Annotated in this window: 24 protein-coding genes; 14 read left to right on the plus strand and 10 right to left on the minus strand. The window is 70.2% G+C overall.

From position 1 onward, the window contains the following. Positions 1-89: 89 nt before the first annotated feature. The 5 genes from hpf to UYS_RS0205125 are packed head-to-tail and all read left to right on the plus strand — an operon-like array spanning position 90 to position 2,681. Positions 90-401 carry a ribosome hibernation-promoting factor, HPF/YfiA family gene (gene hpf, locus UYS_RS0205105; protein WP_016854429.1) on the plus strand — a complete coding sequence of 104 codons (312 nt, stop codon included), beginning with the start codon at positions 90-92 and terminating at the stop codon, positions 399-401. A gap of 3 nt (positions 402-404) precedes the next feature. After that, a complete protein-coding gene (locus UYS_RS0205110; RefSeq protein WP_026068359.1) occupies positions 405-890 on the plus strand; it encodes a PTS sugar transporter subunit IIA in 486 nt (161 codons plus the stop codon). Positions 891-924: 34 nt separating this feature from the next. Further along, complete coding sequence (rapZ, locus tag UYS_RS0205115) at positions 925-1,824, plus strand: RNase adapter RapZ (protein ID WP_016854431.1); 900 nt, start codon at positions 925-927, stop codon at positions 1,822-1,824. A 4-nt stretch (positions 1,825-1,828) separates the two neighbouring features. Then, complete coding sequence (locus UYS_RS0205120; protein ID WP_016854432.1) at positions 1,829-2,098, plus strand: HPr family phosphocarrier protein; 270 nt, start codon at positions 1,829-1,831, stop codon at positions 2,096-2,098. Between the two features lie 43 nt (positions 2,099-2,141). Continuing rightward, positions 2,142-2,681, plus strand: coding sequence for a BUD32 family EKC/KEOPS complex subunit (locus UYS_RS0205125; RefSeq protein WP_016854433.1), 540 nt, complete (start codon positions 2,142-2,144; stop codon positions 2,679-2,681). Positions 2,682-2,782: 101 nt separating this feature from the next. On the opposite strand, the gene pmbA is transcribed toward UYS_RS0205125, so the two are convergent. Then, positions 2,783-4,123: a metalloprotease PmbA gene (gene pmbA / locus UYS_RS0205130; RefSeq protein ID WP_016854434.1), complete on the minus strand. Its 1,341-nt coding sequence runs from the start codon at positions 4,121-4,123 to the stop codon at positions 2,783-2,785. A 125-nt stretch (positions 4,124-4,248) separates the two neighbouring features. Here pmbA and yjgA point away from each other — a divergent pair, with 125 nt between their 5' ends. Beyond that, positions 4,249-4,752, plus strand: coding sequence for a ribosome biogenesis factor YjgA (gene yjgA / locus UYS_RS0205135; protein WP_016854435.1), 504 nt, complete (start codon positions 4,249-4,251; stop codon positions 4,750-4,752). 272 nt (positions 4,753-5,024) lie between these two features. Here yjgA and tldD read toward each other — a convergent pair whose 3' ends face one another. The 7 genes from tldD to UYS_RS0205170 form a co-directional block, all read right to left on the minus strand. After that, a complete protein-coding gene (tldD, locus tag UYS_RS0205140) occupies positions 5,025-6,479 on the minus strand; it encodes a metalloprotease TldD (protein WP_016854436.1) in 1,455 nt (484 codons plus the stop codon). After that, complete coding sequence (locus UYS_RS0205145; protein WP_016854437.1) at positions 6,476-10,336, minus strand: YhdP family phospholipid transporter; 3,861 nt, start codon at positions 10,334-10,336, stop codon at positions 6,476-6,478. The genes tldD and UYS_RS0205145 overlap by 4 nt, the downstream gene beginning before the upstream one ends. A gap of 4 nt (positions 10,337-10,340) precedes the next feature. Beyond that, positions 10,341-11,804, minus strand: coding sequence for a ribonuclease G (rng, locus tag UYS_RS0205150; protein WP_016854438.1), 1,464 nt, complete (start codon positions 11,802-11,804; stop codon positions 10,341-10,343). 33 nt (positions 11,805-11,837) lie between these two features. Then, a complete protein-coding gene (locus tag UYS_RS0205155; protein WP_016854439.1) occupies positions 11,838-12,455 on the minus strand; it encodes a Maf family protein in 618 nt (205 codons plus the stop codon). 5 nt (positions 12,456-12,460) lie between these two features. Further along, on the minus strand, positions 12,461-12,949 hold the full coding sequence (mreD, locus tag UYS_RS0205160) for a rod shape-determining protein MreD (RefSeq protein ID WP_016854440.1): 489 nt from the start codon (positions 12,947-12,949) through the stop codon (positions 12,461-12,463). After that, entirely contained in the window at positions 12,949-13,827 is an 879-nt protein-coding gene (gene mreC, locus UYS_RS0205165; RefSeq protein WP_016854441.1) for a rod shape-determining protein MreC, read from the minus strand. Before mreC ends, mreD begins: the two co-directional genes overlap by 1 nt. 242 nt (positions 13,828-14,069) lie before the next feature. Further along, the gene (locus tag UYS_RS0205170; RefSeq protein WP_016854442.1) at positions 14,070-15,107 is read right to left on the minus strand and encodes a rod shape-determining protein; all 1,038 of its coding nucleotides are present in this window, start codon (positions 15,105-15,107) and stop codon (positions 14,070-14,072) included. 160 nt (positions 15,108-15,267) lie between these two features. Between UYS_RS0205170 and gatC the strand changes: the two genes are divergently transcribed. From gatC to UYS_RS0205190, 4 genes are read left to right on the plus strand one after another with little or no spacing between them, the layout of a single operon-like run. Further along, on the plus strand, positions 15,268-15,555 hold the full coding sequence (gene gatC / locus UYS_RS0205175) for an Asp-tRNA(Asn)/Glu-tRNA(Gln) amidotransferase subunit GatC (protein ID WP_016854443.1): 288 nt from the start codon (positions 15,268-15,270) through the stop codon (positions 15,553-15,555). Positions 15,556-15,606: 51 nt separating this feature from the next. After that, entirely contained in the window at positions 15,607-17,067 is a 1,461-nt protein-coding gene (gene gatA, locus UYS_RS0205180) for an Asp-tRNA(Asn)/Glu-tRNA(Gln) amidotransferase subunit GatA (protein WP_016854444.1), read from the plus strand. Further along, positions 17,067-18,521, plus strand: coding sequence for an Asp-tRNA(Asn)/Glu-tRNA(Gln) amidotransferase subunit GatB (gene gatB, locus UYS_RS0205185; RefSeq protein ID WP_016854445.1), 1,455 nt, complete (start codon positions 17,067-17,069; stop codon positions 18,519-18,521). The genes gatA and gatB overlap by 1 nt, the downstream gene beginning before the upstream one ends. A 58-nt stretch (positions 18,522-18,579) precedes the next feature. After that, the gene (locus UYS_RS0205190; protein WP_016854446.1) at positions 18,580-18,789 is read left to right on the plus strand and encodes a tautomerase family protein; all 210 of its coding nucleotides are present in this window, start codon (positions 18,580-18,582) and stop codon (positions 18,787-18,789) included. Positions 18,790-18,876: 87 nt separating this feature from the next. Here UYS_RS0205190 and UYS_RS18385 read toward each other — a convergent pair whose 3' ends face one another. Then, positions 18,877-19,044, minus strand: coding sequence for a DUF6435 family protein (locus UYS_RS18385; RefSeq protein ID WP_016854447.1), 168 nt, complete (start codon positions 19,042-19,044; stop codon positions 18,877-18,879). 119 nt (positions 19,045-19,163) lie between these two features. Next, entirely contained in the window at positions 19,164-20,225 is a 1,062-nt protein-coding gene (locus tag UYS_RS0205200; RefSeq protein WP_016854448.1) for a substrate-binding domain-containing protein, read from the minus strand. A gap of 132 nt (positions 20,226-20,357) precedes the next feature. Here UYS_RS0205200 and UYS_RS0205205 point away from each other — a divergent pair, with 132 nt between their 5' ends. The 4 genes from UYS_RS0205205 to fdhD are packed head-to-tail and all read left to right on the plus strand — an operon-like array spanning position 20,358 to position 26,132. Next, on the plus strand, positions 20,358-20,852 hold the full coding sequence (locus tag UYS_RS0205205) for a formate dehydrogenase subunit gamma (protein ID WP_016854449.1): 495 nt from the start codon (positions 20,358-20,360) through the stop codon (positions 20,850-20,852). Then, positions 20,849-22,405: a formate dehydrogenase beta subunit gene (locus UYS_RS0205210; RefSeq protein WP_016854450.1), complete on the plus strand. Its 1,557-nt coding sequence runs from the start codon at positions 20,849-20,851 to the stop codon at positions 22,403-22,405. The genes UYS_RS0205205 and UYS_RS0205210 overlap by 4 nt, the downstream gene beginning before the upstream one ends. After that, complete coding sequence (gene fdhF, locus UYS_RS0205215) at positions 22,402-25,281, plus strand: formate dehydrogenase subunit alpha (RefSeq protein WP_016854451.1); 2,880 nt, start codon at positions 22,402-22,404, stop codon at positions 25,279-25,281. Before UYS_RS0205210 ends, fdhF begins: the two co-directional genes overlap by 4 nt. After that, on the plus strand, positions 25,278-26,132 hold the full coding sequence (gene fdhD, locus UYS_RS16940) for a formate dehydrogenase accessory sulfurtransferase FdhD (RefSeq protein ID WP_051008805.1): 855 nt from the start codon (positions 25,278-25,280) through the stop codon (positions 26,130-26,132). The genes fdhF and fdhD overlap by 4 nt, the downstream gene beginning before the upstream one ends. Positions 26,133-26,141 lie beyond the last annotated feature (9 nt).

Genomic DNA, 26,141 nt, shown 5'->3' on the forward strand with positions numbered 1-26,141 from the left:
GAGCGTGAAAACGCGTCTGTCGCGGGGGGTTTGCAAGGCATCAAAAAGGGTTACAATCGAGTCACCACCCAAGGAGCAAGGAGCGTGTCATGCAAGTCAACCTCACCGGCCATCACGTGGAATTGACCGAGCCCCTGCGTGACTACGTGCAGGAGAAGCTCTCCCGCCTGGAACGTCACTACGACAACATCACCACCGTTCAGGTCACGCTCTCCGTCGAAAAAGAACGCCAGCAGGCCGCCTGCACGCTGCACGCCGCCGGTGCCGATCTGCACGCCGAAGCGATGGATGCCGACATGTACGCCGCCATCGACGCCCTTGCCGACAAGCTGGACCGCCAGCTCGTCAAGCACAAGGAAAAGACCCAGGCCCGCGCCCAGGGCGCCGCAAGCGTCCGCTGAGTCATGTCTCTTGAAACCATACTTCCCCCCGAGCGCACCCTCTTCGGCGTGCCCGGGGGGAGCAAGAAACGGGTGCTGGAATTCTTCAGCACCTTCATTGCCCAGAACATTCCGAGTCTCGACAGCCAGGAAGTCTTCAGCCGGCTGATCGGGCGCGAACGGCTGGGCAGCACCGGCATCGGGCACGGGGTTGCCATTCCCCACTCCCGCAACCCGCACTGCAAGGCGCCCATCGCCGGCTTTCTCAAGCTCGCCGAACCGGTCGACTTCGATGCCATCGACGGCGAACCCGTCGACCTGGTGTTCGTGCTGCTGGTTCCCGAGGAAGCCGACGACGCCCACCTTGCCCTGCTCGGCCAGGTGGCCAGCGTGATGAACGATGCCGAGACCCGCAGCGCCCTGCGCCGGGCCGGCAGCCAGCGCGAGCTTCACGACAGCCTCCTCGACGCCATCCGACGACAGGCACCGGCCGCCAGCGGTCGCGGCTGAGCGCCGCCGCCTCGACCAGGAGACCCGACCCGTCATGCAGCTCGTCATCATCAGCGGACGCTCCGGCTCCGGCAAGTCGATCGCCCTGCAGGCCCTCGAGGACCTCGGCTTCTACGCCATCGACAACCTGCCGGCGATGCTGCTTGGCCCGCTGGTCGACGAGCTGCGCAGCGGTCAGTCCCTGCGCAGCGCCGTGGCGGTCAGCATCGACGCCCGTAACCTGCCCCACGCCCTGGAGCGCTTCCCGGCGCTGCTCGAGGACGTCCGCTCCCGCGACATCCAGTGCCAGGTGATCTATCTGACCACCGACGCTCGCATCCTGCTGGAGCGCTATTCCGCCACCCGGCGCCGACACCCCCTGACTCGGGACACCGAGATGACGCTGGCCGAGGCGATCGACCGCGAGGAAGACGCCCTGGCAGAGATCCGCGACCTCGCCGACCTGCTGATCGACACCTCGCGACTCTCGGTGCACGACCTGCGCGGCCGCATCACCGACCAGGTGGCCGGCCATCGCCGCGAAGGGCTGACGCTGACCCTCGAGTCCTTCGGCTTCAAGCGCGGTGTGCCGCTCGACGCCGATATCGTGTTCGACGTCCGCTGCCTGCCCAACCCCTACTGGGACCCGCAGCTGCGCGAGGCGACCGGCCGCGACAACAGCGTGATCGCCTTCCTCGAGAGCTATCCGGTGGTCGACGAGATGGCCGCCGACATCCTGTCCTGGGTCGAGCGCTGGCTGCCCCGCTACCGGGCCAGCCAGCGCAGCTACCTGACCGTGGCGATCGGCTGCACCGGCGGTCAGCATCGCTCCACCTACCTGGCCGAGCGGCTGTCCCGGCGCCTCGCCGAGACCCAGGCCGGCGTTCGCCTGCGTCACCGCGAGCTCGGCCTGCAACTCACGCTCCCCGCCCCGAACGACGCCAAGGATCGCTAGTCACGTGCCCAGCCGCAAGCTCACCCTGACCAACAAGCGCGGCCTGCACGCCCGCGCCGCCACCCGCCTGGTGCAGTGCTGCCAGCCCTTCGCCTCGCGGGTCATCGTCTGCCACGGCGACCAGCAGGCCGATGCCGCCAACATCATGGCGCTGCTGATGCTGGCGGCCCCCTGCGGCACCGAGCTGACCCTGGAGGCCGACGGCGACGACGGCGAGGCGGTGCTGGACGCGCTGGAAGCCCTGTTCGAGGCCCGCTTCGACGAAGAAGTGTGATGCTCCGCCCGTCGACGACGCCATTCCTCTACCGAGCAAGACCATGCAGCTGATCCAGACCGGCAAGTATTCCCGGGTCCACTTCGACCCCGAGCGCGACCACTTCATCAAGACCTTCCAGCCCAAGCCCGTCGATCGGCTGCGCTACCTGCTGCGCATTCGCCCCTATCCGGGGCGCAACTTCGCCCTCGTCGCCTCACGCCTGGAAGCCCTCGGCATCGCCACGCCGCCCATCGTCGAGGCTCGCCCCTATCGGCTGGTCACCGAGAACGTGCACGGCGAGCCGCTCAAGCAGCTGATCCTCGACTCCCCGGACCTGCAGGAGCAGTATCTGGACGCCCTGGTCGCCTTCGACCGTCACGGCATTCACTGCCGCGGCCTGCACACCAACAACTTCCTGGTTCGCGACGGCCGGCTGATCGCCATCGACCTCGATGCCTACAAGGCGCCGCGCTGGTGGCGCTATCCGCGCCGCGAGTATCTGGACTGCCTGAGCCGCTCGCTCAAGGGCGACGAGGCCTTCCTGTTCACCCGCCTGCTCGAGCGGCTGGGTGTGGACGAGCACTACCGCCCGAAACGCTGAATACCGGCCCTCGGGCCACGACCACGCCGCGCCTGAGCGCACAAGAAAGCCCGCGAGTATCTCGCGGGCTTTGTGTTTGGAGTGTCGTTACCGTGGCCGACTCAGCTGCCGGCCACGGTCATCTCGTCGATCAGCCAGCTGCCGGTGTGGATGCTGCCGCGGGTGTCGATGTCGTCGCCGACGCCGACCAGCCCCTGGAACATCGTCGCCAGGTTGCCGGCGATGGTGAATTCCTCCACCGGATGCTGGATGCGGCCGTTCTCGACCCAGAAGCCCGCGGCGCCGCGGGAGTAGTCACCGGTGACGCCGTTGACGCCCTGGCCCATCAGCTCGGTGACCAGCACGCCGCGATCCATGCGCGCGAGCAGGGCCTCCTGGGACTCGAGCGGCGCGGTGAGGCGCAGGTTGCGGGCGCCGCCGGCGTTGCCGGTGGTCTCCATGCCCAGCCGCCGCGCGCTGTAGGCTGACAGCATGTAGCTGGCCAGCCGCCCCTGGTCGATGAAGACGTTGTCGCGGGTCGCCACGCCATCGCCGTCGAAGGCGCTGCTGGCCATGCCGCGCATCAGTCGCGGCTTCTCCTGAAGCGAGAACCACTCGGGGAAGAGCGCGTCGCCGAGGCGGTCGCACAGGAAGGAGGACTGGCGATAGAGGGCCCCGCCGGCGATGGCGCCGAGGAAGCTGCCGACCAGCCCCGACGCCAGGCTCGGATCGAACAGCACCGGCATCCGCCCGGTGGCCGGGCGCTGGCCGCCGAGCCGACGCAGGGTGCGCCGGGCGGCGCTCTCGCCCACCGCCTCGGGGGCCAGCAGCTCACGAGGATCGCGGGCGCTGGTGTAGTCGTAGTCGCGCTGCATGCCGTGCTCGTCCTCGGCGATCAGCATGCAGGACAGCGAATGGCGGCTGCCGCGCTGACTGCCCAGGAAGCCGTGACTGTTGGCATAGACGCGCACGCCCTCGCCGCTGGACAGCCCCGCGCCGTCGGAGCTCTTGATACCCGCCTGGCCGCGCCCGGCATTCTCGCAGGCCAGCGCCAGCTCGACCGCCTCCTCGGTGGACAGCGCCCAGGGGTGATGGACGTCGAGGTCCGGCAGTTCCCGGGCCATCAGCTCGGCCGGGGCGAGCCCCGAGGCCGGATCCTCGCCGGTATAGCGGGCGATGGCCATGGCCTTCTCGACCACGTCCCGGATCGACGCCTCCGAGGCATCGGTGGACGAGGCACTGCCCTTGCGTTGGCCGACATAGACGGTCACCGCGATGCCCTGATCGCGGGACAGCTCGACGGTCTCGACCTCGCCCTCGCGCACGTTGACACCCACGCCCTGGTCGACGCTGGCGCCCACCTCGCAGGCATCGGCGCCGAGCCGGAGGGCCAGCGCCAGGGCCGCCTCGGCGCGGGTTTCCAGCAGCGACTGCTGGGCGACGGCATCGAAAGCCTGTGTCATCGTCTTGACTCCTCACTCGACCGGCCACGCGGCCGATACACAACATGGTCGTTTGGCCAGCCCGACGCGGCGGGCTGGTATACTGGGCCGATGCCTAACGCCCCTCTCATGAATCAGGACGCCGCATGACCCAAGATGATTTCTCTCCGGCCGACGAACGGCCCAGCAAGTCGCAGCTCAAGCGCGAGATGCATGCCCTCCAGGAGCTCGGCGAACGGCTGATCGCCATGCGCGAGGCCGAACGCGACCGCTTCCCACTGTCCGACGACCTGCTGGCGGCCATCGAGGAAACCGGCCGCATCCGCGCCCGCGAGGCCCGCCGCCGGCACATGCAGTACGTCGGCAAGCTGATGCGCCGCGAGGACCTCGAGGGCATCCAGGCGGTGTTCGACGAGATGGACCGCGAGCAGCTGCGCCGCGACCACGCCTTCCATCGCCTGGAGCAGTGGCGCGATCGCCTCATCGAGAACGACGACGCCCTCGAGGCCTTCATCGCCGACTACCCCGACGTCGACCGCCAGGCCCTGCGCCAGCTGATCCGCAATGCTCGCCGCGAGCGCGATCAGGGCAAGCCGCCGACCAACGCCCGCCGGCTGTTCAAGCTGATCCGCGAGACCGCCGAGCTGTAAGACGCCTCAAAAAGCCCAAGACGCTATCTCTCAGTCGACCAGCCAGGGATGGGCCTTCCCGGCGACAAGGCTCCGCGAGGCGCTGTGAACCCATCCCTGGGCGCTACTTTTGCCCTGCGGCGCTCTCGCATCCTGCTTCGCTTGCAGGACCGGTGCTGGCCATCCATGGCCAACCCGTTCGGCGAGAATCACCTCACCCATGGCAAAAACCCTCGCTTCACCTTGTCCCCGGCGCCCATCCCCATCAGTTCCGTTCCGCAGCGGCTTCCTTGCTACGACTGGGTGCCGCCGACGGTCAGCTCGTCGAGCTTCAGCGTCGGCTGACCGACGCCCACCGGCACACCCTGCCCTTCCTTGCCGCACACGCCGATGCCGGTATCCAGCGCCAGGTCATGGCCGATCATCGACACGCGGCCCATGGCCTCCGGGCCGTTGCCGATCAGGGTCGCGCCCTTGACCGGCGCGGTGATGCGGCCGTCCTCGATCAGATAGGCCTCACTGGCCGAGAACACGAACTTGCCGGAGGTGATGTCCACCTGGCCGCCGCCGAAGCTCACGGCATAAATGCCGCGGGAGACGCTCTTGATGATGTCGGCGGGATCGTCCTGGCCGGCGCGCATGTAGGTGTTGGTCATGCGCGGCATCGGCATGTGAGCGAAGGACTCGCGGCGGGCGTTGCCGGTGGGCGCCATGCCCATCAGCCGGGCGTTGAGCTTGTCCTGCATGTAGCCGGTGAGGATGCCGTCCTCGATCAGCGTGGTGCACTGGGTCGCCGTGCCCTCGTCGTCGACGGACAGCGAACCGCGGCGGTCGGCCAGAGTGCCGTCATCGACCACGGTCACCCCGGGCGCGGCCACGCGCTCGCCCATGCGGCCGGCGAAGGCCGAGCTTCCCTTGCGATTGAAGTCGCCTTCGAGGCCATGCCCCACCGCCTCGTGGAGCAGGATGCCCGGCCAGCCGGCGCCCAGCACCACCGGCATCTGGCCGGCCGGGGCATCCACGGCGTCGAGATTGACCAGCGCCTGACGCACCGCCTCCTTGGCGAAGCGCTCGGCGACGTTCTCGTCGCGCAGGCGGGACATCGGATAGCGGCCACCGCCGCCGGCGCTGCCGCGCTCGCGGCGGCCGTCGCGCACCGCGATCACGCTGACGTTGAAGCGCACCAGCGGCCGCACGTCGGCGGCCAGGGTGCCGTCGCTGGCACGCACCAGCACCACCTCGTAGACGCCGGTCAGCGAGGCGCTGACCTGGCTCACCGACGGGTCGGCGGCCCGGGCCACGCGATCGGCCTCCTTGAGCATGGCGACCTTCTCGTCGGCGGAGAGTCCGGCCAGCGGATCGATGCCGGCGTAGCGGGCGGCCGGCGCCGTCACCACGCGCGGGGCGGCATCCACCTTCCGGCCGCTGCGCACGATGCCGGCGGCGGTGCGGCCGGTCTCGGCCAGGGCTTCCATGGAGATCTGGTTGGAGTAGGCGAAGCCGGTCTTCTCGCCGGCCAGGGAACGCACGCCGACGCCGCCGTCGATGTTGTAGCTGGCCTCCTTGACCTCACCGTCCTCCAGCACCCAGCCCTCATGCCAGCTGCGCTGGAAATACAGATCGGCGTAGTCGATGCCGGCGCCCATGGCGTGGCCGAGGCCGGTGTCCAGGGCATCGAGATCGAGCCCGCCGGGGGTCAGCAGCGCCTCGGCGGCCTGGTCGAGCAGGGGTTGCGTGTGTGATGTCATTCGGCACTTTCCAGAGCGATGCGCGGCGAGGTCCAGGGCCCCTCCACGCGATAGTGAATTCGGGTCACGCGGTCGAGGGCGTCGCCGAACAGCTTGTCGGCGATGAACAGCGCCCCTCCGACCACCGGCGCCCCGGCGATCACCGCCGCCAGGGGCAGGTTGTTGCTCACCGGCAGTGTGATGCCCAGACGCTGGTCGAGTTCCCGCCGCGCCAGGTCGACGCTGCCGTCGAGGGTGAAGCGGGTGGCCGGACCCTCGATCTCGACCGGACCGCGGGTCTCCAGCACTCCACCATACAGGGTCGCATCGCCGCTGACACGATCGAAGGCGGTGCCCTGCCCGGTGACGTCGGAGAAGTCCAGGGTCAGCCGGCGCAGCAGGTTGTCCACGTTGAGCAGACCGACCAGCCGCGCCGAGGGCGACTCCAGGTTGACGAAGCGACCGTCACGCAGCGCCACCGCCAGGTTGCCCCGGGAACGCGCCAGGGCGAACTGCCAGGGGGCACCGGGCCAGGCCAGCTGACCGTCGACCTGAGTGTCGGCGTTGCGGATCGCCACCGGCTGGCCGAGCGCCTCCAGGGCGCTGCCCAGATCGCGGCCGTCCACGTCCAGCCGCGCCCGGGTCAGGCTGGCCTCGGGGCCGGCGGCCTCCCAGGTCAGGCTGCCCCGGGCGTCGATCTCGCCCAGCGTCAGCGCCAGCGGATCGATCACCAGGCGGTCCGACTCGGTCCGCCACTGGGCGTTCAGGGGGCCGAACGGTCGGCCCTGATAGCTCAGCTCGTCGACGCTCAGCCGGCCCGCCGGCAGCGCGCCGAGCGAGGCCGGCATGGCGGCCGGCGTCGGCGGCACCTCGAGCTCCTCGAGCAGGCGGCCGCCCCCCTCCAAGGCCGGGGCCGACTCGGCCGGCAGCAGGCCATCGAGGCGCAGCCGCGCCAGCGACACGTCGAGCGGCTGGGCAAGGTCCGGCCGATAGGCCAGGCGGCCGGTCAGCAGGCTGCCGTCCAGCGCCAGCTCCCAGCCGCGGGCCAGCGGCTGGCCCTCGACGATCATCGAGCCCAGACAGCGCTGCTCGACGCTCAGGCAGTCGGTATCCAGCATCAGATGGGCGATGGGGCTGCGGCCCGAGCCGCCGGCGGAACCCTCGAGCGCCCCGCCGGACAGCGGCGCCAGGGCGCTGCCCCAGGCCCGGGCATCGAAGCGCGGCAGATAGGCCTGCAGCGTCCAGCCGGGCTCGCCGGGCCAGGTCGCGGGCGCCTCCCGCCCGAGCCAGGCCTGGCCCTGACCGCCGCGTCCGGGGCGCCAGCGCCAGCCGAGGCTCGTGCCCAGGCGGCCCGACCAGGGCCCGGACTCGGCCAGGGCGAAGGTCAGGCGCAGGTCCCGCGGCGTGCCGGCCGCCTTGCCCAGCGGCGCCGGCAGCGCAATGGCCAGGTCACGCAGCTCGCTCGACAGGCTCAGGGTCGGCGTGTCGGCATCGAGATCGACGCTGCCGCGCCAGGCCAGCGGGCCGGCGAGCACGTCGCCGATGCCGGCCGGCGCACCCAGCGCGGTGAGCGCCCCGGGCCGGGCGGTGCCCGACAGCGCGACACGCCCCTCGCCGGTGGCCAGTTCGGCGTCGACCGGCCCGCCCAGCAGCCGCCCGCTCAGGCGGCCGTCGAGGGAGCCCGCCTCGCCGCGCTGATGCCAGGCCAGCGGTCCCGTGATGTCGTGGAAGACCAGCCCGCTGGCCGAATGGGTCAGGCGCGTCAGATCGGCGTCGCCGGCGATGTCGAGACGCAGCGAGTCGGCATCGTCGAGCGCCATCTCGAGGTCGAGATCGGCCTCGACGCTTCCCTCGCCTTGCCAGTCGGCGACCGCCTCGATGCCGTCCACGGGCATCGCGGCGAGATAGCGCGCCAGCGCCGGCGCGTCGGCGACGAGCGGCCCGCTGACCGACAGTCGATCGTCCTCGAGGCGCACCTCGGCCTCGCGGGTACGGATGCCCAGGCTCTCGGCGGTGTCCACCTCGGCCTCGAGGGTCTCGCCACGCAGGCGCAGGCGGCCGGCCACGCCGTCCAGCGCCGGCCAGCCGTCGGCGAACGGCAGCCGCCCCTCCTCGACGTCGAGATCCAGATCCAGCGTCGGCTCGATGGAGGCAAGCCCGGTCTGCTCGTCGCGCAGCGGCACGTGCAGGCGCAGCGCGCCCGCGGGCACCCGCCCGGCCAGCCCGGCGGACAGCCAGTCGGCGAGCGCCGGGGCTTCCTCGCGCAGCAGCACCATCGGCAGCCAGTCGACCAGCGGCCGAGAGCGGGCGTCCACGTCGCGGAAATCCAGCGCGAGACCGAAGCCGCCGCGCCCGGGGCCCCCGGTGGCCAGGCCGAAATCGCCGCTCACCTCGGCGCCGCGCCAGCCCGCCGAGAGCTGCCGTCCGCTGACGAAGCCGCGCTCGCCGTCGTAGCGCCAGCTCACCTCGCCGCTGGCATGGTCGAGCGACATCGGCGCCTCGAAGACCTCGGGGAAAGCCAGTTCCGTGCCCTCGCCGCCGACGAAGCGCACGCTGCCGTGATTGCCGTCGGCCTCCAGCCACAGCGCCAGCGGACCGCCGCCCGGGGCCTTTTCCCAGGGCGCCACGCTCACCCCGCTGGCACTGACCCGGGCCCGCCAGGTGCCGTCTCTCAGGCCGGCGCCGAGGGCATCGACGCGCCCGCGCGGGGCCAGCGTGGCCACGCCGCGGTCCAGCGCCTCCGGCAGCGGCAGATGCGAGCGCCAGGCGGCCAGGGCCTCGAGATCGAAGGGGCCGGTGGTGAGCCACCAGTCGCTGTCGTTGCCCCGCAGGTACCAGTCCCGCGGCAGGGCGCGCGACGCGGACGAGGCCTCGGGGCCGGCGGTCTGATCGGCATCGGCCTGTACCCAGGCCTGCCAGTCCTCCGCACCGGCCGCGCGTCGCCACTGGCCGCGCAGCGTGGCGTTCTCCAGCACGATGTCCGGCGCCGCGGCCGCGTCATCGTCCGGCCGGCTCAGCGCCAGTCGTGGCGAGGTGACGTCGAGGCGCGCATCGGCCAGGCGCCCATGGGTCCAGCGTCCCCATAGTCGTGCCTCGCCCGTCAGGTCATCGAAGTCCGGCAGCGCCTCGACGCCGAACAGCGACGACAGCCCGGTGAGGCTGTCGAGACTCATGTCGGCCTGCAGGGCCGCGCCGAAGTCGTCGAGCCCCTCGCCCGGCACCAGCTCCATGACCACCCTCGCGGCCTCTCCCGACCGGCCGCGCAGCCGTACCCGCCCCTCCAGATGCGTGCGCCGGGCGTCGCCGACCATCAGCAGACGCGGCGCCTCCAGCACCGCCTCGCGCTCGCGGCCGTGGAGCACCAGCTCGATGTTCTCGGCCCAGGCGCGCTGGCGCAGCAGCACCCCGACCCAGAAGTCCAGGCGATCGAGGTCGAATTGGCCGTCGGGAATCAGTTCGGGGGGCACATCGGCCGGCTCCGGCCAGCGCCAGCGACCGTCCGCGGCCTGGTAGAGGTGCAGGGTGATGTCGGACAGCCGTGCATCGGCCACCACCGGCATGCCGTCGCGCAGGCTGGCGCCGGCATCGAGCCGCAGACGAGCGTCGCCGAGCTCGAGCAGGGGCCGGTCGCCGCTGGCCGCACGCAGCGAGAGCCCGCGCAGCGCGAGCTCGGGATCGAGGCCGGACACTCCGCCGTCGAGGGTGTCCAGATGCACCGCGGCATCGAAGCGCGCCGAGAGCAGCGCTTCGAGGCGGGGCGTCAGCTGGTCGACCTGGCCGAGCAGCAGGCGCAGCACCAGGGTGAGCAGCGCCACCAGGGTGAGCGCCGCCGCCAGCAGCGTCAGGGTCCAGCGAATGGCCAGGCGGGTCCTCGACATGGGCTCACATCAGCACGATGTCGTACTGTTCCTGGGAGTAGTGGGCCTCGACCTGGAAGCGGATGGTCTTGCCGATGAACTCCTCCAGATCGGCGACGGCCGCGGACTCCTCGTCGAGCAGGCGATCGACCACCGGCTGCGAGGCCAGCACCGTGTAGGTCTCGGCGCTGTAGGCCCGCTCCTCGCGCAGGATCTCGCGGAAGATCTCGTAGCACACCGATTCCGGCGTCTTGAGGGTGCCGCGACCGTGACAGGACGGGCAGGCCTCGCACAGGGTCTGCTCGAGGCTCTCGCGGGTGCGCTTGCGCGTCACCTGGACCAGCCCCAGCTCGGTGACGCCGGTGCACTTGGTCTTGGCGTGATCGCGCTCGAGCGACTTCTCCAGCACGCGGAGCACCTGGCGCTGATGCTCGGGCTCCTCCATGTCGATGAAGTCGATGATGATGATGCCGCCCAGGTTGCGCAGCCGCAGCTGACGGGCGATGGCGGTGGCGGCCTCGAGGTTGGTCTTGAAGATGGTTTCCTCGAGATTGCGATGCCCCACGAAGCCGCCGGTGTTGACGTCGATGGTGGTCATCGCCTCGGTGGGATCGATCACCAGGTAGCCGCCGGACTTGAGCTGCACCTTGCGCCCCAGCGCCTTCTGGATCTCGTCCTCGACGCTGAACAGATCGAAGATCGGCCGCTCGCCGGCGTAGTGCTCGATGCGCTCCACCGCCGAGGGCATGAACTCCTCGGCGAACTCCAGCAGCTTGACGTGGTTCTCGCGGGAGTCGATGCGCACCTTCTCGATGTCGTCCCGCATCACGTCGCGCAGGGTGCGCATGAACAGCGGCAGGTCGTCATAGATGACGCTGGGGGCCGAGGCCGTGATCTTGCGCTCGCTGACCCTGCGCCACAGGCGCAGCAGGAAGTGCATGTCGCCGGCCATTTCCTCATGCGTGACGCCCTCGGCGGCGGTGCGCACGATGAAGCCGCCGGTCACCTCCAGGGTCTGCTCCGCCTGGGCGGCCTCGACCAGCTCGCGCAGCCGCTCGCGCTCGCGCTCGTCCTCGATGCGCTGGGAGACGCCGTTGTGCGGAGAGTCCGGCATGTAGACCAGGTAGCGCGACGGCACCGAGAGATGCGTGGTCAGGCGTGCGCCCTTGGAGCCGATCGGATCCTTGGTGGCCTGCACCACCAGCGACTGCCCCTCGTGGAGCAGGTGACCGATGGAGACCTGCTCGTCGGCCGGCGTCCCCGACGGCATCACCTCGTGGGCATGAATGAAGGCCGCCCGATCGAGGCCGATGTCGACGAAGGCGGCCTGCATGCCCGGCAGCACCCGGACCACCTTGCCCTTGTAGATGTTGCCGACGATGCCGCGGCGCCGGGCCCGCTCGATGAAGGCTTCCTGGAGCACGCCGTTCTCCACCACGGCGACCCGGGTCTCCATCGGGGTCAGGTTGATCAGTACTTCACCGCTCATGCGGAAATCCTTGTCCAGAGGAAACTCGAGGCATTATGGCATAGCGCGGTTCCACAGCGGCACGCCCTGTCGGGCCAGCAATTCGGCGGTCTCGAACAGCGGCAGGCCGACCACCGCGGAATGGCTGCCCTCCAGGCGCGACACGAACAGCGCCGCCCGCCCCTGGATCGCGTAGCCACCGGCCTTGTCGACGGGCTCGCCGGTCGCCCAGTAGGCGGCGATCTCGGCATCGGTGATCTCGCGCAGCCAGACGCGCGTCGTCACGCAGGTGCTCAGCAGCCCCGCCGGGCCGGTCACGGCCACCGCGGTCAGCACCCGATGGGATCGCCCGGACAGCGAGCGCAGCATGGCGGCGGCGTGCTCGCGGTCCCGCGGCTTGCCGAGGATGGCGTCGTCACACACCACCGCGGTGTCGGAGCCGAGCGTCGGCAGCGCGCTGCCCACCGCCCCGGCCCGGGCCTTCTCCTCGGCCAGGCGCCGGACATAGGCCTCGGGCGCTTCGCCTGGCCGCGGCGTCTCGTCGAGATCGACCGGCCGCACCTCGGCCGTCACGCCGACGCCGGCCAGCAGCTCGCGTCGGCGCGGCGAGGCCGACGCCAGCCGGATCAGCGGCGGCTCGGGGGCATCGGTGGTGGCATCGGGCATCGCCATGCGGCTCACTCCTCGCTGCCGCGGCGCCGGAAGGCGCGGAACAGCGTGGTCAGCCAGGGCCACAGCAGCGCCCCGATCACCGAGGGCAGCAGGAAGGAAAGATGGATCGCGAAGGGCCCCAGCAGGGTGCGCAGCCACTGCTCCACCAGCTGCACCGTCCCCAGCAGCACCAGGATCAGCACCGCCTGCTGCAGCAGCGAATAGGCGCGGAAGCGCGGATAGACCAAGGCGCACAGGAAGGCCAGCAGCGAGAGCAACAGCGCGTTCTGCCCCAGCGGCGCACCCTGGATCAGGTCGAGCAGGATGCCCAGCACGAAGCCGTGGAAGACCCCGACCTTCTGCGGCGCCTTCATGCACCAGTAGATCAGCATCAGCCCCAGCCAGTCCGGGCGCCAGATCTGCCAGCCATCGGCCAGCGGCAGCACCTGCAGGCACAGCGCCAGCAGCAGGGTAAGCCAGATCCAGGGCAGGCTCGCCGTCGCGCGTGCGGCCATTATTCGTCCTCCTCGGCGGGGCCGATCATCTCCACCGCCGCCTCGACGGCCGCCGGATCGAGCGCCACCGTCCAGCCGCCGCGACCCGGCGCCTCGGGAGGCTCGGGCGGGAACAGCAGCAGGAAGTGGCGGGCACGCTGCAGCTGGGCCACCGGGCGGGCCTTCACCTGGGCGAAGGGCTCGCCGGGATCGTGGACCACCGAGGTGACCCGCGCCACCGGATAGCCGGGCGGGAAGCGGCCGGCCAGCCCCGAGGTCATCAGCAGGTCGCCCTCGCGGATATCCGCGGTGTCCGGCACATGCAACACGCCGAGTGCGTCGTACTGGCCGGTGCCCTGGAGAATGAAGCGCAGATTGTTGCGGTTGACCTGAATCGGCAGCGAGTGGCTGGCATCGGACACCATCAGCACCCGGCTGGCATAGGCCGACACCGAGGTCACCTGCCCCACCAGCCCGGCGGCATCCATCACTGGCTGGCCGACGAAGACGCCGTCACGCTGCCCGCGGTCGATGACCATGCGGTGGCTGAAGGGATCCGGGTCGAGCGACAACAGCTCGGTGGTGATGAAGGGAATGTCATGCTCGCGGGTGGCATCCAGCAGCTCGCGCAACCGCACGTTCTCGGCGGTCAGGCTGGCCATGCGCTGGACGCGATGCGAGAGGGTCAGGATCTGCTCGCGCAGCTGGCGGTTCTCGTCGAGCAGCTCACGCTGGTCGGAAAACGCCAGCGACGCCCAGTTGAGGGCGTCGCTGGGCAGGCTGACCAGCCACTGGATCGGCGCCACCAGCGTCGACAGCTGGGCCCGCACGGGCTCCATGCGCGTGAAACGCAGATCGGCAAACATCAGGGCCACGGCGAGGAGCACGCACAGCAGCATGCGATATCCCGGCACCGAGCCGTGCGAGAACAGCGGTTTGATGGCGTCCTCTCCCTATTCTCCTTGACGGCGTCGGGCCTTATCCCGCGACGCCATACTGCTCGGCCCCGCCAGGGCGCCGGTCCGCCATGGCGACATTCCGTTTGCAGGGGACATACCGGTCATGTCGCGCGAACACCGGGGCCGGCCACCCGGGGGCGACCGATCCCGGCCAGCGCTTCCATCCAGCAGGGCTGCCCCGGTCAGTCGCTGGAGAGCAGCTCGAACGTATGCTGATCGATCATCTCGAGGGCCTTGCCGCCGCCGCGGGCCACGCAGGTCAGCGGATCCTCGGCGACCACCACCGGCAGCCCGGTCTCCTCGGCGATCAGCTTGTCGAGGTCGCGCAGCAGCGCGCCGCCGCCGGTCAGCACCAGGCCGCGCTCGGCGATGTCGGAGGCCAGCTCGGGGGGCGACTGTTCCAGGGCGCTCTTCACCGCGGCGACGATGGAGCCCAGCGTCTCCTGGAGGGCGTCGAGGATCTCGTGGGAATTCAGGGTGAAGCTGCGCGGAATGCCCTCGGCCAGGTTGCGGCCACGCACGTCGATCTCGCGCAGCTCGCCGCCGGGGTAGGCGCAACCGATCTCTTCCTTGATGCGCTCGGCGGTGGACTCGCCGATCAGGCTGCCGTAGTGGCGACGCACGTAGGCGATGATCGCCTCGTCGAAGCGGTCGCCGCCTACGCGGATGGACTCGGAGTAGACCACGCCGTTGAGCGAGATGATGGCGATCTCGCTGGTGCCGCCACCGATGTCGACGACCATCGACCCCTGGGCTTCCTCGACCGGCAGGCCGGCACCGATGGCCGCGGCCATGGGCTCCTCGATCAGGAACACTTCGCGGGCCCCGGCGCCCTCGGCGGACTCCTTGATGGCGCGGCGCTCGACCTGGGTCGACATGCAGGGCACGCAGACCAGCACCCGAGGGCTCGGCGTCAGGAAGGTGCTCTGATGGACCTTGCGGATGAAGTACTGCAGCATCTGCTCGGTCACGGTGAAGTCGGCGATGACGCCGTCCTTCATCGGCCGGATGGCGGTGATATTGCCCGGCGTGCGGCCCAGCATGCGCTTGGCGTCGGCACCCACGGCGGCCACGCTGCGCATGTTGCCGGACTGACGAATCGCCACCACCGACGGCTCATCGAGCACGATACCGCGCCCGCGGACATAAATCAGCGTATTGGCCGTCCCCAGGTCGATCGACAGATCGCTGGAAAACAGCCCCCTCAAACGTTTGAACATGAAGTCGTTACCTAGTGCAGACCGGGGACCCTGTGCGGGGGCAAACCGTATCACTGCACCCCCCTAGCGGCAAGCGCCACGCCCCTGGCCCCTGCCCGCCGTGACGCGAATGTGGTAACTTCTGCGGTCTTTTCTGCCACCCTTTCGAGGACACCCGATCATGGCGCTTGAACACGCAGACGTTCTCCGGGCCGCCCACCTGGCCCGTCTCGGCCTGGACGAGGGTGAGGCCGACCGCTATCTCGACGACCTGGGCCGCATCCTGGAGATGGCCGACCAGCTGCAGTCGATCGACACCGACGGCGTCGCCCCGCTGGCCCACCCGCTGGACGCCACCCAGCGCCTGCGCGCCGACGAGGTCACCGAGACCGACCAGCGCGAGACCTTCCAGCGCTGCGCCCCGGCGGTGGAGAACGGCCTCTATCTGGTGCCGCGGGTCGTCGAGTGACCGCCTCCCTCTTTCGTCGTCAATGACATGTCATCACGGAGCCCCGGCCCCATGCACGACCAGACACTGACCGGACTCGCCGCCGCCCTGGCGGCCGGCGAGTTCTCCAGCCGCGAGCTGACCGAGCATCTGCTCGCGCGCATCGAGCGCCATGACGGCGCGCTCAACAGCTTTATCACCGTCACCGGCGAGCAGGCCCTGGCCGCTGCCGATGCCGCCGACGCCGCCCGGGCCCGGGGCGAGGCCGGCCCGCTGACCGGCCTGCCGCTGGCGCTGAAGGACATCTTCTGCACCCGGGGCGTGAAGACCAGCTGCGGCTCGCGGATGCTCGACAACTTCGACGCGCCCTACGACGCCAGCGTGGTCGAGAAGCTGGCCGCCGCCGGCACCCTGAGCCTCGGCAAGACCAACATGGACGAATTCGCCATGGGCTCGTCCAACGAGAACAGCTTCTATGGCGCGGTGAAGAATCCCTGGGACCTCGGTGCCGTGCCCGGCGGCAGCTCCGGCGGCAGCGCTGCCGCGGTGGCCGCAGGCCTGGTGCCGGCGGCGCTCGGCACCGACACCGGCGGCTCGATCCGTCAGCCGGCGGCCTTCTGCGGCATCACCGGCCTGAAGCCGACCTACGGCCGCGTCTCGCGCTACGGCATGATCGCCTACGCCTCGAGCCTCGACCAGGCCGGCCCCATGGCCCGCACCGCCGAGGACTGCGCCCACCTGCTCGGCGCCATCGCCGGCCACGACCTGCGCGATTCCACCAGCGTGGCGCGCGGCGTGCCGGACTACACCGAGGGCCTCGAGGCCCCGCTGTCCGGCCTCAAGATCGGCCTGCCCAGGGAGTACTTCGGCGACGGCCTGTCCGCCGAGGTCGAGCGCGCGGTGCGCGAGGCGATCCGCGTCTATGAGTCGCTCGGTGCCACGGTGCGCGAGGTCAGCCTGCCGCATACCCACTATGCGATCCCGGCCTACTACGTGATCGCGCCGGCCGAGGCCTCCTCGAACCTGTCGCGCTTCGACGGCGTGCGCTTCGGCCACCGCTGCGAGAATCCGACCGACCTGATCGACCTCTACAAGCGCTCGCGGGGCGAGGGCTTCGGAGAGGAGGTCAAGCGGCGCATCCTGATCGGCACCCACACCCTCTCCGAGGGCTTCTTCGACGCCTACTACAAGCAGGCGCAGAAGGTCCGCCGACTGATCCGCCAGGACTTCCTCGACGCCTTCGAGGAGGTCGACGTGCTGATGGGCCCGGCCTCGCCGACCCCGGCCTTCGACCTGGGCGCCAACAAGGACCCGGTGTCGATGTACCTGCAGGACATTTACACCATCGCCGTCAACCTGGCCGGCATCCCCGGCATCAGCGTGCCGGCCGGCTTCGCCGGCGGCCGCCCAGTGGGCCTGCAGATCCTCGGCACCCACTTCGCCGAGGCCCAGCTGCTCAACGTCGCCCACCAGTTCCAGCAGGCCACCGACTGGCACCTGCGCCGTCCTGACCTTGCCGAGGAGACCGCCTGATGCAATGGGAAACCGTGATCGGGCTGGAGGTCCACGTCCAGCTCGCCACCCGCTCCAAGATCTTCTCCGGCGCCTCCACCGCGTTCGGCGCCGAGCCCAACACCCAGGCCTGCGCCGTCGACCTCGGCCTGCCGGGCGTGCTGCCGGTGCTCAACGAGCAGGCGGTGGCCATGGCCGTGCAGTTCGGCCTGGGCATCCACGCCGAGATCCCCGAGCTCTCGGTGTTCGACCGCAAGAACTACTTCTATCCGGACCTGCCCAAGGGCTACCAGACCAGCCAGATGTATGAGCCGATCGTCGGCCCGGGCGAGGTCGAGATCCTGCTCGACGACGGCGAGAGCAAGCGCATCCGCGTGCACCACGCCCACCTCGAGGAGGACGCCGGCAAGTCGCTCCACGAGGACTTCCACGGCATGACCGGCATCGACCTCAACCGCGCCGGCACGCCGCTGCTGGAGATCGTCTCCGAGCCCGACATGCGCTCGGCCAAGGAGGCCGCGGCCTACCTCAAGGCGATCCACTCCATCGTGACCTATCTGGGCATCAGCGACGGCAACATGGCCGAGGGTTCGATGCGCTGCGACGTCAACGTCTCGGTGCGTCCCAAGGGCCAGGACGCCTTCGGCACCCGCGCCGAGATCAAGAACGTCAACTCCTTCCGCTTCGTCGAGCGCGCCATCGAGTTCGAGGTCGAGCGCCAGATCGAGCTGCTCGAGGACGGCGGCACGGTGGTCCAGGAGACCCGTCTTTACGACCCCGAGGCCGACGAGACCCGCAGCATGCGCACCAAGGAGGAGGCCAACGACTACCGTTACTTCCCCTGCCCCGACCTGCTGCCGGTGGTGCTCGACCAGGCCTACGTCGACCACCTGCGCGGCCAGCTGCCGGAACTGCCGGCCGCCAAGCGCGAGCGCTTCCAGAGCGAGCTCGGCCTCTCCGCCTACGACGCCGGCGTGCTCTCGGCGAGCCGCGCCATGGCCGAGTACTTCGAGCGGGTCCACGCCGTCTGCGGCGACGCCAAGCAGGCCGCCAACTGGGTACAGGGCGAGCTGTCCGGCGCCCTGAACCGCGAGGGCCTGGCGATCGTCGACAGCCCGGTCTCCGCCGACCAGCTCGGCGGGCTGGTGGCCCGGGTCAAGGACGACACCATCAACGGCAAGGCCGCCAAGCAGGTGTTCCAGGCGCTGTGGCACGGCGAAGGCGACTCCGCCGACGCCATCATCGAGGCCAAGGGCCTGAAGCAGGTCACCGACACCGGCGCCATCGAGGCGATGATCGACCAGGTGATCGCCGACAGCCCGGCCCAGGTCGCCCAGTACCGCGACGCCGAGCCCGACAAGCGCGGCAAGATGATCGGCTACTTCGTCGGCCAGGTGATGAAGGCCTCCCGCGGCACCGCCAACCCCCAGCAGGTCAACGCCCTGCTCAAGGAAAAGCTCGACGCCCTGTGCTGATCCGCGTCCTCCCTCGCCCGCCACGGGCGAGGGAGGACACTGCCCTCGAGGAGGCCCCATGCCCAACATCAACATCCAGCTGATCGAAGGCCGCAGCGCCGAGCAGAAGGAAGCGCTGATCGAGAAGGTCACCGCCGCCTGCGTCGAGGCCATCGACTGCACGCCCGAGAGCGTACGCGTGATGCTCGATGACATCGCGCCCCAGGACTTCGGCATCGCCGGCCAATCGGTCGCCAGGCGGCGCGCCGAGCAGGGCGCCAACGCCTGATTCCCGGCCCCCCGCCCGGCGGGGCCAGCGCTGGCCAAACGGCGTCTCGATACCCTCCACCTGGCCGCGGCGATCCGGCCGGCGCCCTCAGCCCTTCTGCCGCTCTATCTCCGCCCGCAGCGCCTCGGCCTGCTCGGTCAGGGCCGCGTTGGCCCGCATGTCGCCATTGCGCGCGGCCGTCATCGCCTGCTCCAGCTTCTGCTCGTACTGCTGCTGGAGCTTCTTGAGCGGGTCTCGCTTGAGCCAGTTCAGCATGCCGTTTCCTCCGCAATAGTCATACACAGCAAGGTAAAAACATAACTATTGTACAAGAAAACCTCACCCCGAGGCTTGCCTGACGCCCCCTCAACGCGCCTGACGTCGCGCCGGGCGAACTAGTCCGCAAACAGCGCCTCGATCCCATCCACCTGGCCGCAGCGATCCGGTCGATACCCCGGCAGCTCCCGCACCGCCGCCTGGAACGCCTCGCCGGCGATCACCTGACACAGCGACTGCAGCTTCGGCTCCGCCAGGCTGCGACGGTGACCGACCAGCAGGTAGTCCTCCAGCGCCAGCGGCACGAAGTCGAGCCCGAAGCGCCGGGCCGCCGCCTCCACCCCGAAGCCGACCTCCGCCATGCCGGCGGCGACATAGGCCGCCACCGCCGAGTGGGTATATTCCTCGAGCTCGTAGCCGCGGATGCGCCGGCTCGCCAGCCCCTCCCCTTCCAACAGGCCGTCCAGCAGCGCCCGAGTCCCCGAGCCCGCCTGGCGATTAATGAAACGCACCTCGCCCTTGGCCAGATCACTCAAGCCCTCGATGCCCAGCGGATTGCCCGGCGCCACTATCAGGCCCTGGCGCCGGGTGATGAAGCGGATCACCCGATAGCTGCGCGGCTTGAGCAGGTCACGATAGCCACGGATCACCCGCGCGCCGACCTCACCCCGCGGCAGATGAAAACCGGCCAGGTCGCAGGCGCCGCGATGCAGCGCCGAAAGGGCCTCGCGAGAACTACAATATTGGAGATCGAGACGCAGCTCATCGAGGTAGGCCGGCAGCAGCTCGACGGCATAGCCGTGGGTGGCGTAGAGGCGCAGCACCGGCTTGACGCCCTCCAGCGCCTGCTGAATGGCGAGGTTGAGCTCGGAGCCAAGGCTCTCCAGCTGCGGCCCCAGCCGGGCGATCACCCGCTGTTCGGCCCACAGCAGCTTCTCGCCCAGCGGCGACAGCCGCGCGCCCTTGCCGCGTTCGAGGTCGACCAGGGCGATGCCGAAGAACTCGCCCCACTTGTTGAGCAGGTTCCAGGCATGGCGATAGGAGATGCCCACCGACTCGGCGGCCCGGGTCAGCTTGCCGTGCCGATGCACCGCCTCGAGCAGGCCGAACAGCTTGGGATCGAGCTGGTTACCGGCCTCGTCGCTGAAGTGCCAGGCCGGCGTGATGCGGATACGCTTCATGTGAAGTAAGTTTCATATTTCGCCGTCGAGACACCAATGCTAGCTTTAGCGCGACCGTGACGCACGCCCCGCCCACCTATGAAACAGCGTGCATATTTAAATGCCAGCTACAATGATAACCAGGGGTACTCGATGAACGATTCCCGAGAGTGGACGCCCCAGGCGGTCCAGGCCGAGGTCGACGCCCTGAAGCACAAGCCCGGCGCCCTGCTGCCGATCCTGCACGCCCTTCAGGACCGCTTCGACCATGTGCCCGAGGGCGCGGTGCCGATCATCGCCGAATCGCTGGGCCTCACCCGCGCCGAGGTGCACGGGGTGATCAGCTTCTACCACCATTTCCGCACCTCGCCGCCGGGCCGCCATGTGGTTCAGGTGTGCCGCGCCGAGGCCTGTCAGGCCCGCGGTGCCCGCCCCCTGGAGGCCCATGCCAAGGCCACCCTCGGCGTCGGCTATCACCAGACCACCGCCGACCGCGAGATCACCCTCGAGGCCGTCTACTGCCTGGGCAACTGCGCCTGCGGCCCCTCGGTCCGCGTCGACGACCAGATCCTCGGCCGCGTGACGCCCGAGCGCTTCGATGCCCTGGTCGATGAACTCCGCACCCAGCCGCTGGAGGTGCTCGGATGAGCGTCCGCGTCTTCGTTCCCCGTGATACCACCGCCCTCTCGCTGGGCGCCGACGCCGTCGCCACGCGCCTGGAGCGCGAGGCCGAACGTCGCGGCCTCGCGCTGACCGTGGTGCGCAACGGCTCCCGCGGCCTGGCCTGGCTCGAGCCGCTGGTCGAGGTCGAGACCCCCGCCGGCCGCGTCGCCTATGGCCCGGTGACGCCCGCCGACGTGCCGTCGCTGCTCGACGAGGGCCTGCTCGAGGGCCGCGACGGCCACGCGCTGGCCCAGGGGCCGACCGAGTCGATCCCCTATCTCGCCCGCCAGCAGCGCCTGACCTTCTCCCGCATCGGCGTGACCGATCCGCTGTCGGTCGATGACTACCGGGCCCACGACGGCTTCCGCGGCCTCGAGGCCGCGCTGGCCCTCGAGCCCCAGGACATCGTCGAGGAGGTCAAGGCCTCCGGCCTGCGCGGCCGCGGCGGCGCGGCCTTCCCCACCGGCATCAAGTGGCAGACCGTGCTCGACGCCCCGGCGGACCAGAAATACATCGTCTGCAACGCCGACGAGGGCGATTCCGGCACCTTCGCCGACCGACTGGTGATGGAGTGCGACCCCTACGTGCTGATCGAGGGCATGGCCATCGCCGGCCTCGCCGTGAACGCCACCCAGGGCTACATCTACCTGCGCTCCGAGTACCCGCTGGCCAAGCAGATCCTCGATGACGCCATCGCCCGCGCCGAGGCCGCCGGCTATCTGGGCGACGACCTCCGGGGCAGCGGCCGCGCCTTCCACCTGGAGGTGCGCCTGGGCGCCGGCGCCTACATCTGCGGCGAGGAGACCTCGCTGCTGGAGAGCCTCGAGGGCAAGCGCGGCCTGGTGCGCTTCAAGCCGCCGCTGCCGGCCATCGAGGGCCTGTTCGGCCGCCCCACCGTGGTCAACAACGTGCTGTCGCTGGCCGCCGTGCCCTTCATCCTCGCCGAGGGCGCCCAGGCCTACGCCAACCACGGCATGGGCCGCTCCCGCGGCACCCTGGCGCTGCAGCTGGCCGGCAACGTCAAGCGCGGCGGCCTGGTGGAGCTTTCCTTCGGCACCACCCTGCGCACCCTGATGGAAGACTTCGGCGGCGGCACCGCCAGCGGCCGTCCGCTGCGCGCGGTCCAGGTCGGCGGCCCGCTGTGTGCCTACCTGCCCGAGAGCCAGTGGGACATGCCGCTGGACTACGAGACCTTCGCCGAGGTCGGCGCGGGCGTCGGCCACGGTGGCGTGGTGATGTTCGACGACAGCGTCGACATGGCCGAGCAGGCCCGCTTCTCGATGGAATTCTGCAAGGAAGAGTCCTGCGGCAAGTGCACGCCCTGCCGCATCGGCTCGACCCGCGGCGTGGAGGTCATCGACCGCATCCGGGCAGGCCGTGACCGAGACGCCAACCTCGAGCTCCTCGGCGAGCTCTGCGAGACCATGGAAGACGGTTCGCTGTGCGCCATGGGCGGCATGACGCCCTTCCCGGTGCAGAGCGCCCTGAAACACTTCCCCGACGACTTCCTGCGCGCGCCGGAAGGAGACCGCTCATGATTCAGCACTTCGACCCCAGCCAGCACGACAAGACACTGGCCAAGGACCTGGGCACCCCGGCACCGGCCGCCGACGCGGCCCCGGTGAGCGTCGAGATCGACGGCGTCGAGATCACCGTGCCCGAGGGCACCTCGGTGCTGCGCGCCGCGGCCCTGGCCGACATCAACATTCCCAAGCTGTGCGCCACCGACAGCCTGGAAGCCTTCGGCTCCTGCCGACTGTGCGCCGTTCAGGTCGAGGGCCGGCGCGGCACGCCGGCGGCCTGCACCACCCCGGTGGCCGAGGGCATGAAGGTCACCACCCAGAACGACCGCCTGGCCCGGCTGCGCCGCAACATCATGGAGCTCTACATCTCCGATCACCCGCTGGACTGCCTGACCTGTCCGGCCAACGGCGACTGCGAGCTGCAGGACATGGCCGGCGCGGTGGGCCTGCGCGAGGTGCGCTACGGCTTCGAGGGCGAGAACCACCTGGCCGCCGAGACCGACCACTCCAACCCCTACTTCAGCTTCGATCCCAGCAAGTGCATCGTCTGCTCGCGCTGCGTGCGGGCCTGCGAGGAGGTGCAGGGCACCTTCGCGCTGACCATCGACGGCCGCGGCTTCGATTCGACCGTCGCCGCCGGCCAGGACGAGGCCTTCATGGACTCCGAGTGCGTGTCCTGCGGCGCCTGTGTCCAGGCCTGCCCGACCTCGACGCTGATGGAGAAGAGCGTCATCGACGCCGGCCAGCCCGAGCACAGCGTGGTCACCACCTGCGCCTACTGCGGCGTCGGCTGCTCCTTCGAGGCCCAGATGAAGGGCGACCAGCTGGTGCGCATGGTGCCCTACAAGGGCGGCGACGCGAATCACGGCCACTCCTGCGTCAAGGGTCGCTTCGCCTTCGGCTATGCGACCCATCCGGACCGCATCACCACGCCGATGATCCGCGATGCCATCGACCAGCCCTGGCGCCCGGTCGAATGGGACGAGGCGATCTCCTTCGCCGCCAAGCGCCTCAAGGCGATCCAGGACGAGCACGGCCGCGAGAGCATCGGCGGCATCACCTCCTCGCGCTGCACCAACGAGGAGACCTACCTGGTGCAGAAGCTGATCCGCGCGGCCTTCGGCAACAACAACACCGATACCTGCGCCCGAGTCTGCCACTCGCCAACCGGCTACGGTCTGAAGACCACCCTGGGCGAGTCCGCCGGCACCCAGACCTTCGACTCGGTGATGGCGGCCGACGCCATCATCGTGATCGGCGCCAACCCCACCGACGCCCACCCGGTGTTCGGCTCGATGATGCGCAAGCGCCTACGCCAGGGCGCCTCGCTGATCGTCGCCGACCCGCGCCGCATCGACCTGCTCAAGACGCCGCACCTCGAGGACGCCCAGCACCTGCCGCTGCGCCCGGGCACCAACGTGGCGCTGGTCAACGCCCTGGCCCACGTGGTGGTCACCGAGGGCCTGGAGGACCACGACTTCATCGCCAGGCGCTGCGACACCGAGGCGTATCGCGCCTGGCGCGACTTCATCGGTGAGGCGCGCCACTCCCCGGAGGCCACCGAATCGGTCACCGGCGTGTCCGCCGAGGCCGTGCGCCGCGCCGCACGCACCTACGCCACCGCCGGCAACGGCGCCATCTACTACGGCCTGGGCGTCACCGAGCACAGCCAGGGCTCGACCATGGTGATGGGCATCGCGAACCTGGCGCTGGCCACCGGCAACATCGGCCGCGAGGGCGTGGGCGTGAACCCGCTGCGCGGCCAGAACAACGTGCAGGGCTCCTGCGACATGGGCTCCTTCCCCCATGAGCTGCCGGGCTACCAGCACGTCGCCGACGTCGCCGCCCGCGGTCGCTTCGAGGCCGCCTGGGGCGTCAAGCTCGACGACGAGCCGGGCCTGCGCATCCCCAACATGTTCGACGCCGCCATCGAGGGCAGCTTCAAGGCGCTCTACGTGCAGGGCGAGGACATCGCCCAGTCGGATCCCGACACCCAGCACGTGGAGGCGGCGCTGCGCTCGCTGGACTGCCTGATCGTCCAGGACATCTTCCTCAACGAGACCGCCAAGTTCGCCCACGTGCTGCTGCCGGGCTCGAGCTTCCTGGAGAAGGACGGCACCTTCACCAACGCCGAGCGCCGCATCAACCGGGTGCGCAGGGTGATGCCGCCGCTGGCCGGCAAGGCCGACTGGGAAGTCACCGTCGATCTGGCCCGCGCCCTGGGCTATCCGATGGAGTACACGCACCCGTCCGAGATCATGGACGAGATCGCGCGACTCACGCCGACCTTCGCCGGGGTCAGCTACGACCGCCTCGACGAGCACGGCAGCCTGCAGTGGCCCTGCAACGAGGAGCATCCCGACGGCACCCCGACCATGCACGAGGTGGACTTCCCGATCGGCCGCGGCCGCTTCGCGATCACCGAGTACGTGGCCACCGAGGAGCGCGCCAGCCGCCGCTTCCCGCTGCTGCTGACCACCGGGCGGATCCTGTCCCAGTACAACGTCGGCGCCCAGACCCGGCGCACCGACAACCAGGTGTGGCACGACGAGGACGTGATCGAGGTGCACCCGTCCGACGCCGAGGTGCGCGGCATCCAGGACGGCGACTGGCTGGGCGTCACCAGCCGCGCCGGCCAGACGGTGCTGCGGGCGCGGCTCAGCGAGCGCATGCAGCCGGGAGTGGTCTACACCACCTTCCACCACCCGGGCAGCGGCGCCAACGTGATCACCACCAGCAGCTCCGACTGGGCGACCAACTGCCCCGAGTACAAGGTGACCGCGGTGCAGGTCGAGAAGGTCAGCCAGCCGTCCCAGTGGCAGCGCCGCTTCGACGAGGCCGACCGCCGGCAGCGCGAATACCTGGCCACGGCCAGGGACGCCGCCTCATGAGCCGCGGAGGGACGCCCTCGTCCGGCGCCGGCGCCCCTCCCCTGACGCACCGGCGCGTGGAGATCTACCGCGGTGCGTCGGGACGGGGCGGCGACGTGGTCGTCGACGCCCTGGCCCTCGAGGTCCCGGTGGCGCTGGTCTACAACGGCATCTCCCATGCGGTGATGATGGCCAGCCCCGCCGACCTCGAGGACTTCGCGCTGGGCTTCAGCCTCACCGAGGGCATCCTCGCGCACCCCCACGAGTGCTACGACCTGGAGGTGCACGAGGAGCCCGGCGGGCTGACGGTGCAGCTGACCATCGCCGGCCAGCGGCTGGCGGAGCTCAAGGAGCGCCGTCGCAGCCTGGCCGGCCGCACCGGCTGCGGCCTGTGCGGCACCGAGGCGCTGGATCAGGCGATTCGCCCGATCCCGAGGGTCCGGGCGCCGGCACTGAGCGACGACGCCATCCAGCAGGCCCTCGGGGCCCTGGCCGATCATCAGGCGCTGCAGGCGGCCACCGGCGCCACTCACGCCGCGGCGTGGTGCGAGGCCGACGGCCGCATTCGCCTGGCGCGCGAGGACGTGGGACGCCACAACGCCCTCGACAAGCTGATCGGCGCCCTGACCCGCGAGGGCGGTCCGGGCGAAGGCGGCTTCGCGCTGGTCTCGAGTCGCGCCAGCTACGAGATGGTGCACAAGAGCGCCAGCGCCGGCATCGGCGCCCTGGTGGCCGTCTCGGCGGCCACCTCGCTGGCGGTGGAGCAGGCCGAGCAGGCCGGGCTGCTGCTGGTCGGCTTCGCCCGCCCCGGTCGCCACCTGATCTATCATCGCCCCGCCGACGCTCCGTCGGCGCGGGCCCAAGGTTGTTGAGGAACAGCG

Source organism: Halomonas smyrnensis AAD6 (assembly GCF_000265245.1).
In the GTDB taxonomy this organism is placed as follows: Bacteria; Pseudomonadota; Gammaproteobacteria; order Pseudomonadales; family Halomonadaceae; genus Halomonas; species Halomonas smyrnensis.

What these genes read in the sequence shown, in the direction of transcription:
- mreD (WP_016854440.1), bottom strand. Translation starts at nt 12,949, where the DNA reads ATGGCCGCACGCGCGACGGCGAGCCTGCCCTGGATCTGGCTTACCCTG.
- UYS_RS0205145 (WP_016854437.1), bottom strand. Translation starts at nt 10,336, where the DNA reads ATGTCGAGGACCCGCCTGGCCATTCGCTGGACCCTGACGCTGCTGGCG.
- gatC (WP_016854443.1), top strand. Translation starts at nt 15,268, where the DNA reads ATGGCGCTTGAACACGCAGACGTTCTCCGGGCCGCCCACCTGGCCCGT.
- UYS_RS18385 (WP_016854447.1), bottom strand. Translation starts at nt 19,044, where the DNA reads ATGCTGAACTGGCTCAAGCGAGACCCGCTCAAGAAGCTCCAGCAGCAG.
- pmbA (WP_016854434.1), bottom strand. Translation starts at nt 4,123, where the DNA reads ATGACACAGGCTTTCGATGCCGTCGCCCAGCAGTCGCTGCTGGAAACC.
- UYS_RS0205155 (WP_016854439.1), bottom strand. Translation starts at nt 12,455, where the DNA reads ATGGCGATGCCCGATGCCACCACCGATGCCCCCGAGCCGCCGCTGATC.
- fdhF (WP_016854451.1), top strand. Translation starts at nt 22,402, where the DNA reads ATGATTCAGCACTTCGACCCCAGCCAGCACGACAAGACACTGGCCAAG.
- mreC (WP_016854441.1), bottom strand. Translation starts at nt 13,827, where the DNA reads ATGCTGCTGTGCGTGCTCCTCGCCGTGGCCCTGATGTTTGCCGATCTG.
- rapZ (WP_016854431.1), top strand. Translation starts at nt 925, where the DNA reads ATGCAGCTCGTCATCATCAGCGGACGCTCCGGCTCCGGCAAGTCGATC.
- UYS_RS0205125 (WP_016854433.1), top strand. Translation starts at nt 2,142, where the DNA reads ATGCAGCTGATCCAGACCGGCAAGTATTCCCGGGTCCACTTCGACCCC.
- hpf (WP_016854429.1), top strand. Translation starts at nt 90, where the DNA reads ATGCAAGTCAACCTCACCGGCCATCACGTGGAATTGACCGAGCCCCTG.
- UYS_RS0205110 (WP_026068359.1), top strand. Translation starts at nt 405, where the DNA reads ATGTCTCTTGAAACCATACTTCCCCCCGAGCGCACCCTCTTCGGCGTG.
- rng (WP_016854438.1), bottom strand. Translation starts at nt 11,804, where the DNA reads ATGAGCGGTGAAGTACTGATCAACCTGACCCCGATGGAGACCCGGGTC.
- UYS_RS0205170 (WP_016854442.1), bottom strand. Translation starts at nt 15,107, where the DNA reads ATGTTCAAACGTTTGAGGGGGCTGTTTTCCAGCGATCTGTCGATCGAC.
- yjgA (WP_016854435.1), top strand. Translation starts at nt 4,249, where the DNA reads ATGACCCAAGATGATTTCTCTCCGGCCGACGAACGGCCCAGCAAGTCG.
- tldD (WP_016854436.1), bottom strand. Translation starts at nt 6,479, where the DNA reads ATGACATCACACACGCAACCCCTGCTCGACCAGGCCGCCGAGGCGCTG.
- gatB (WP_016854445.1), top strand. Translation starts at nt 17,067, where the DNA reads ATGCAATGGGAAACCGTGATCGGGCTGGAGGTCCACGTCCAGCTCGCC.
- UYS_RS0205190 (WP_016854446.1), top strand. Translation starts at nt 18,580, where the DNA reads ATGCCCAACATCAACATCCAGCTGATCGAAGGCCGCAGCGCCGAGCAG.
- fdhD (WP_051008805.1), top strand. Translation starts at nt 25,278, where the DNA reads ATGAGCCGCGGAGGGACGCCCTCGTCCGGCGCCGGCGCCCCTCCCCTG.
- UYS_RS0205210 (WP_016854450.1), top strand. Translation starts at nt 20,849, where the DNA reads ATGAGCGTCCGCGTCTTCGTTCCCCGTGATACCACCGCCCTCTCGCTG.
- gatA (WP_016854444.1), top strand. Translation starts at nt 15,607, where the DNA reads ATGCACGACCAGACACTGACCGGACTCGCCGCCGCCCTGGCGGCCGGC.
- UYS_RS0205200 (WP_016854448.1), bottom strand. Translation starts at nt 20,225, where the DNA reads ATGAAGCGTATCCGCATCACGCCGGCCTGGCACTTCAGCGACGAGGCC.
- UYS_RS0205205 (WP_016854449.1), top strand. Translation starts at nt 20,358, where the DNA reads ATGAACGATTCCCGAGAGTGGACGCCCCAGGCGGTCCAGGCCGAGGTC.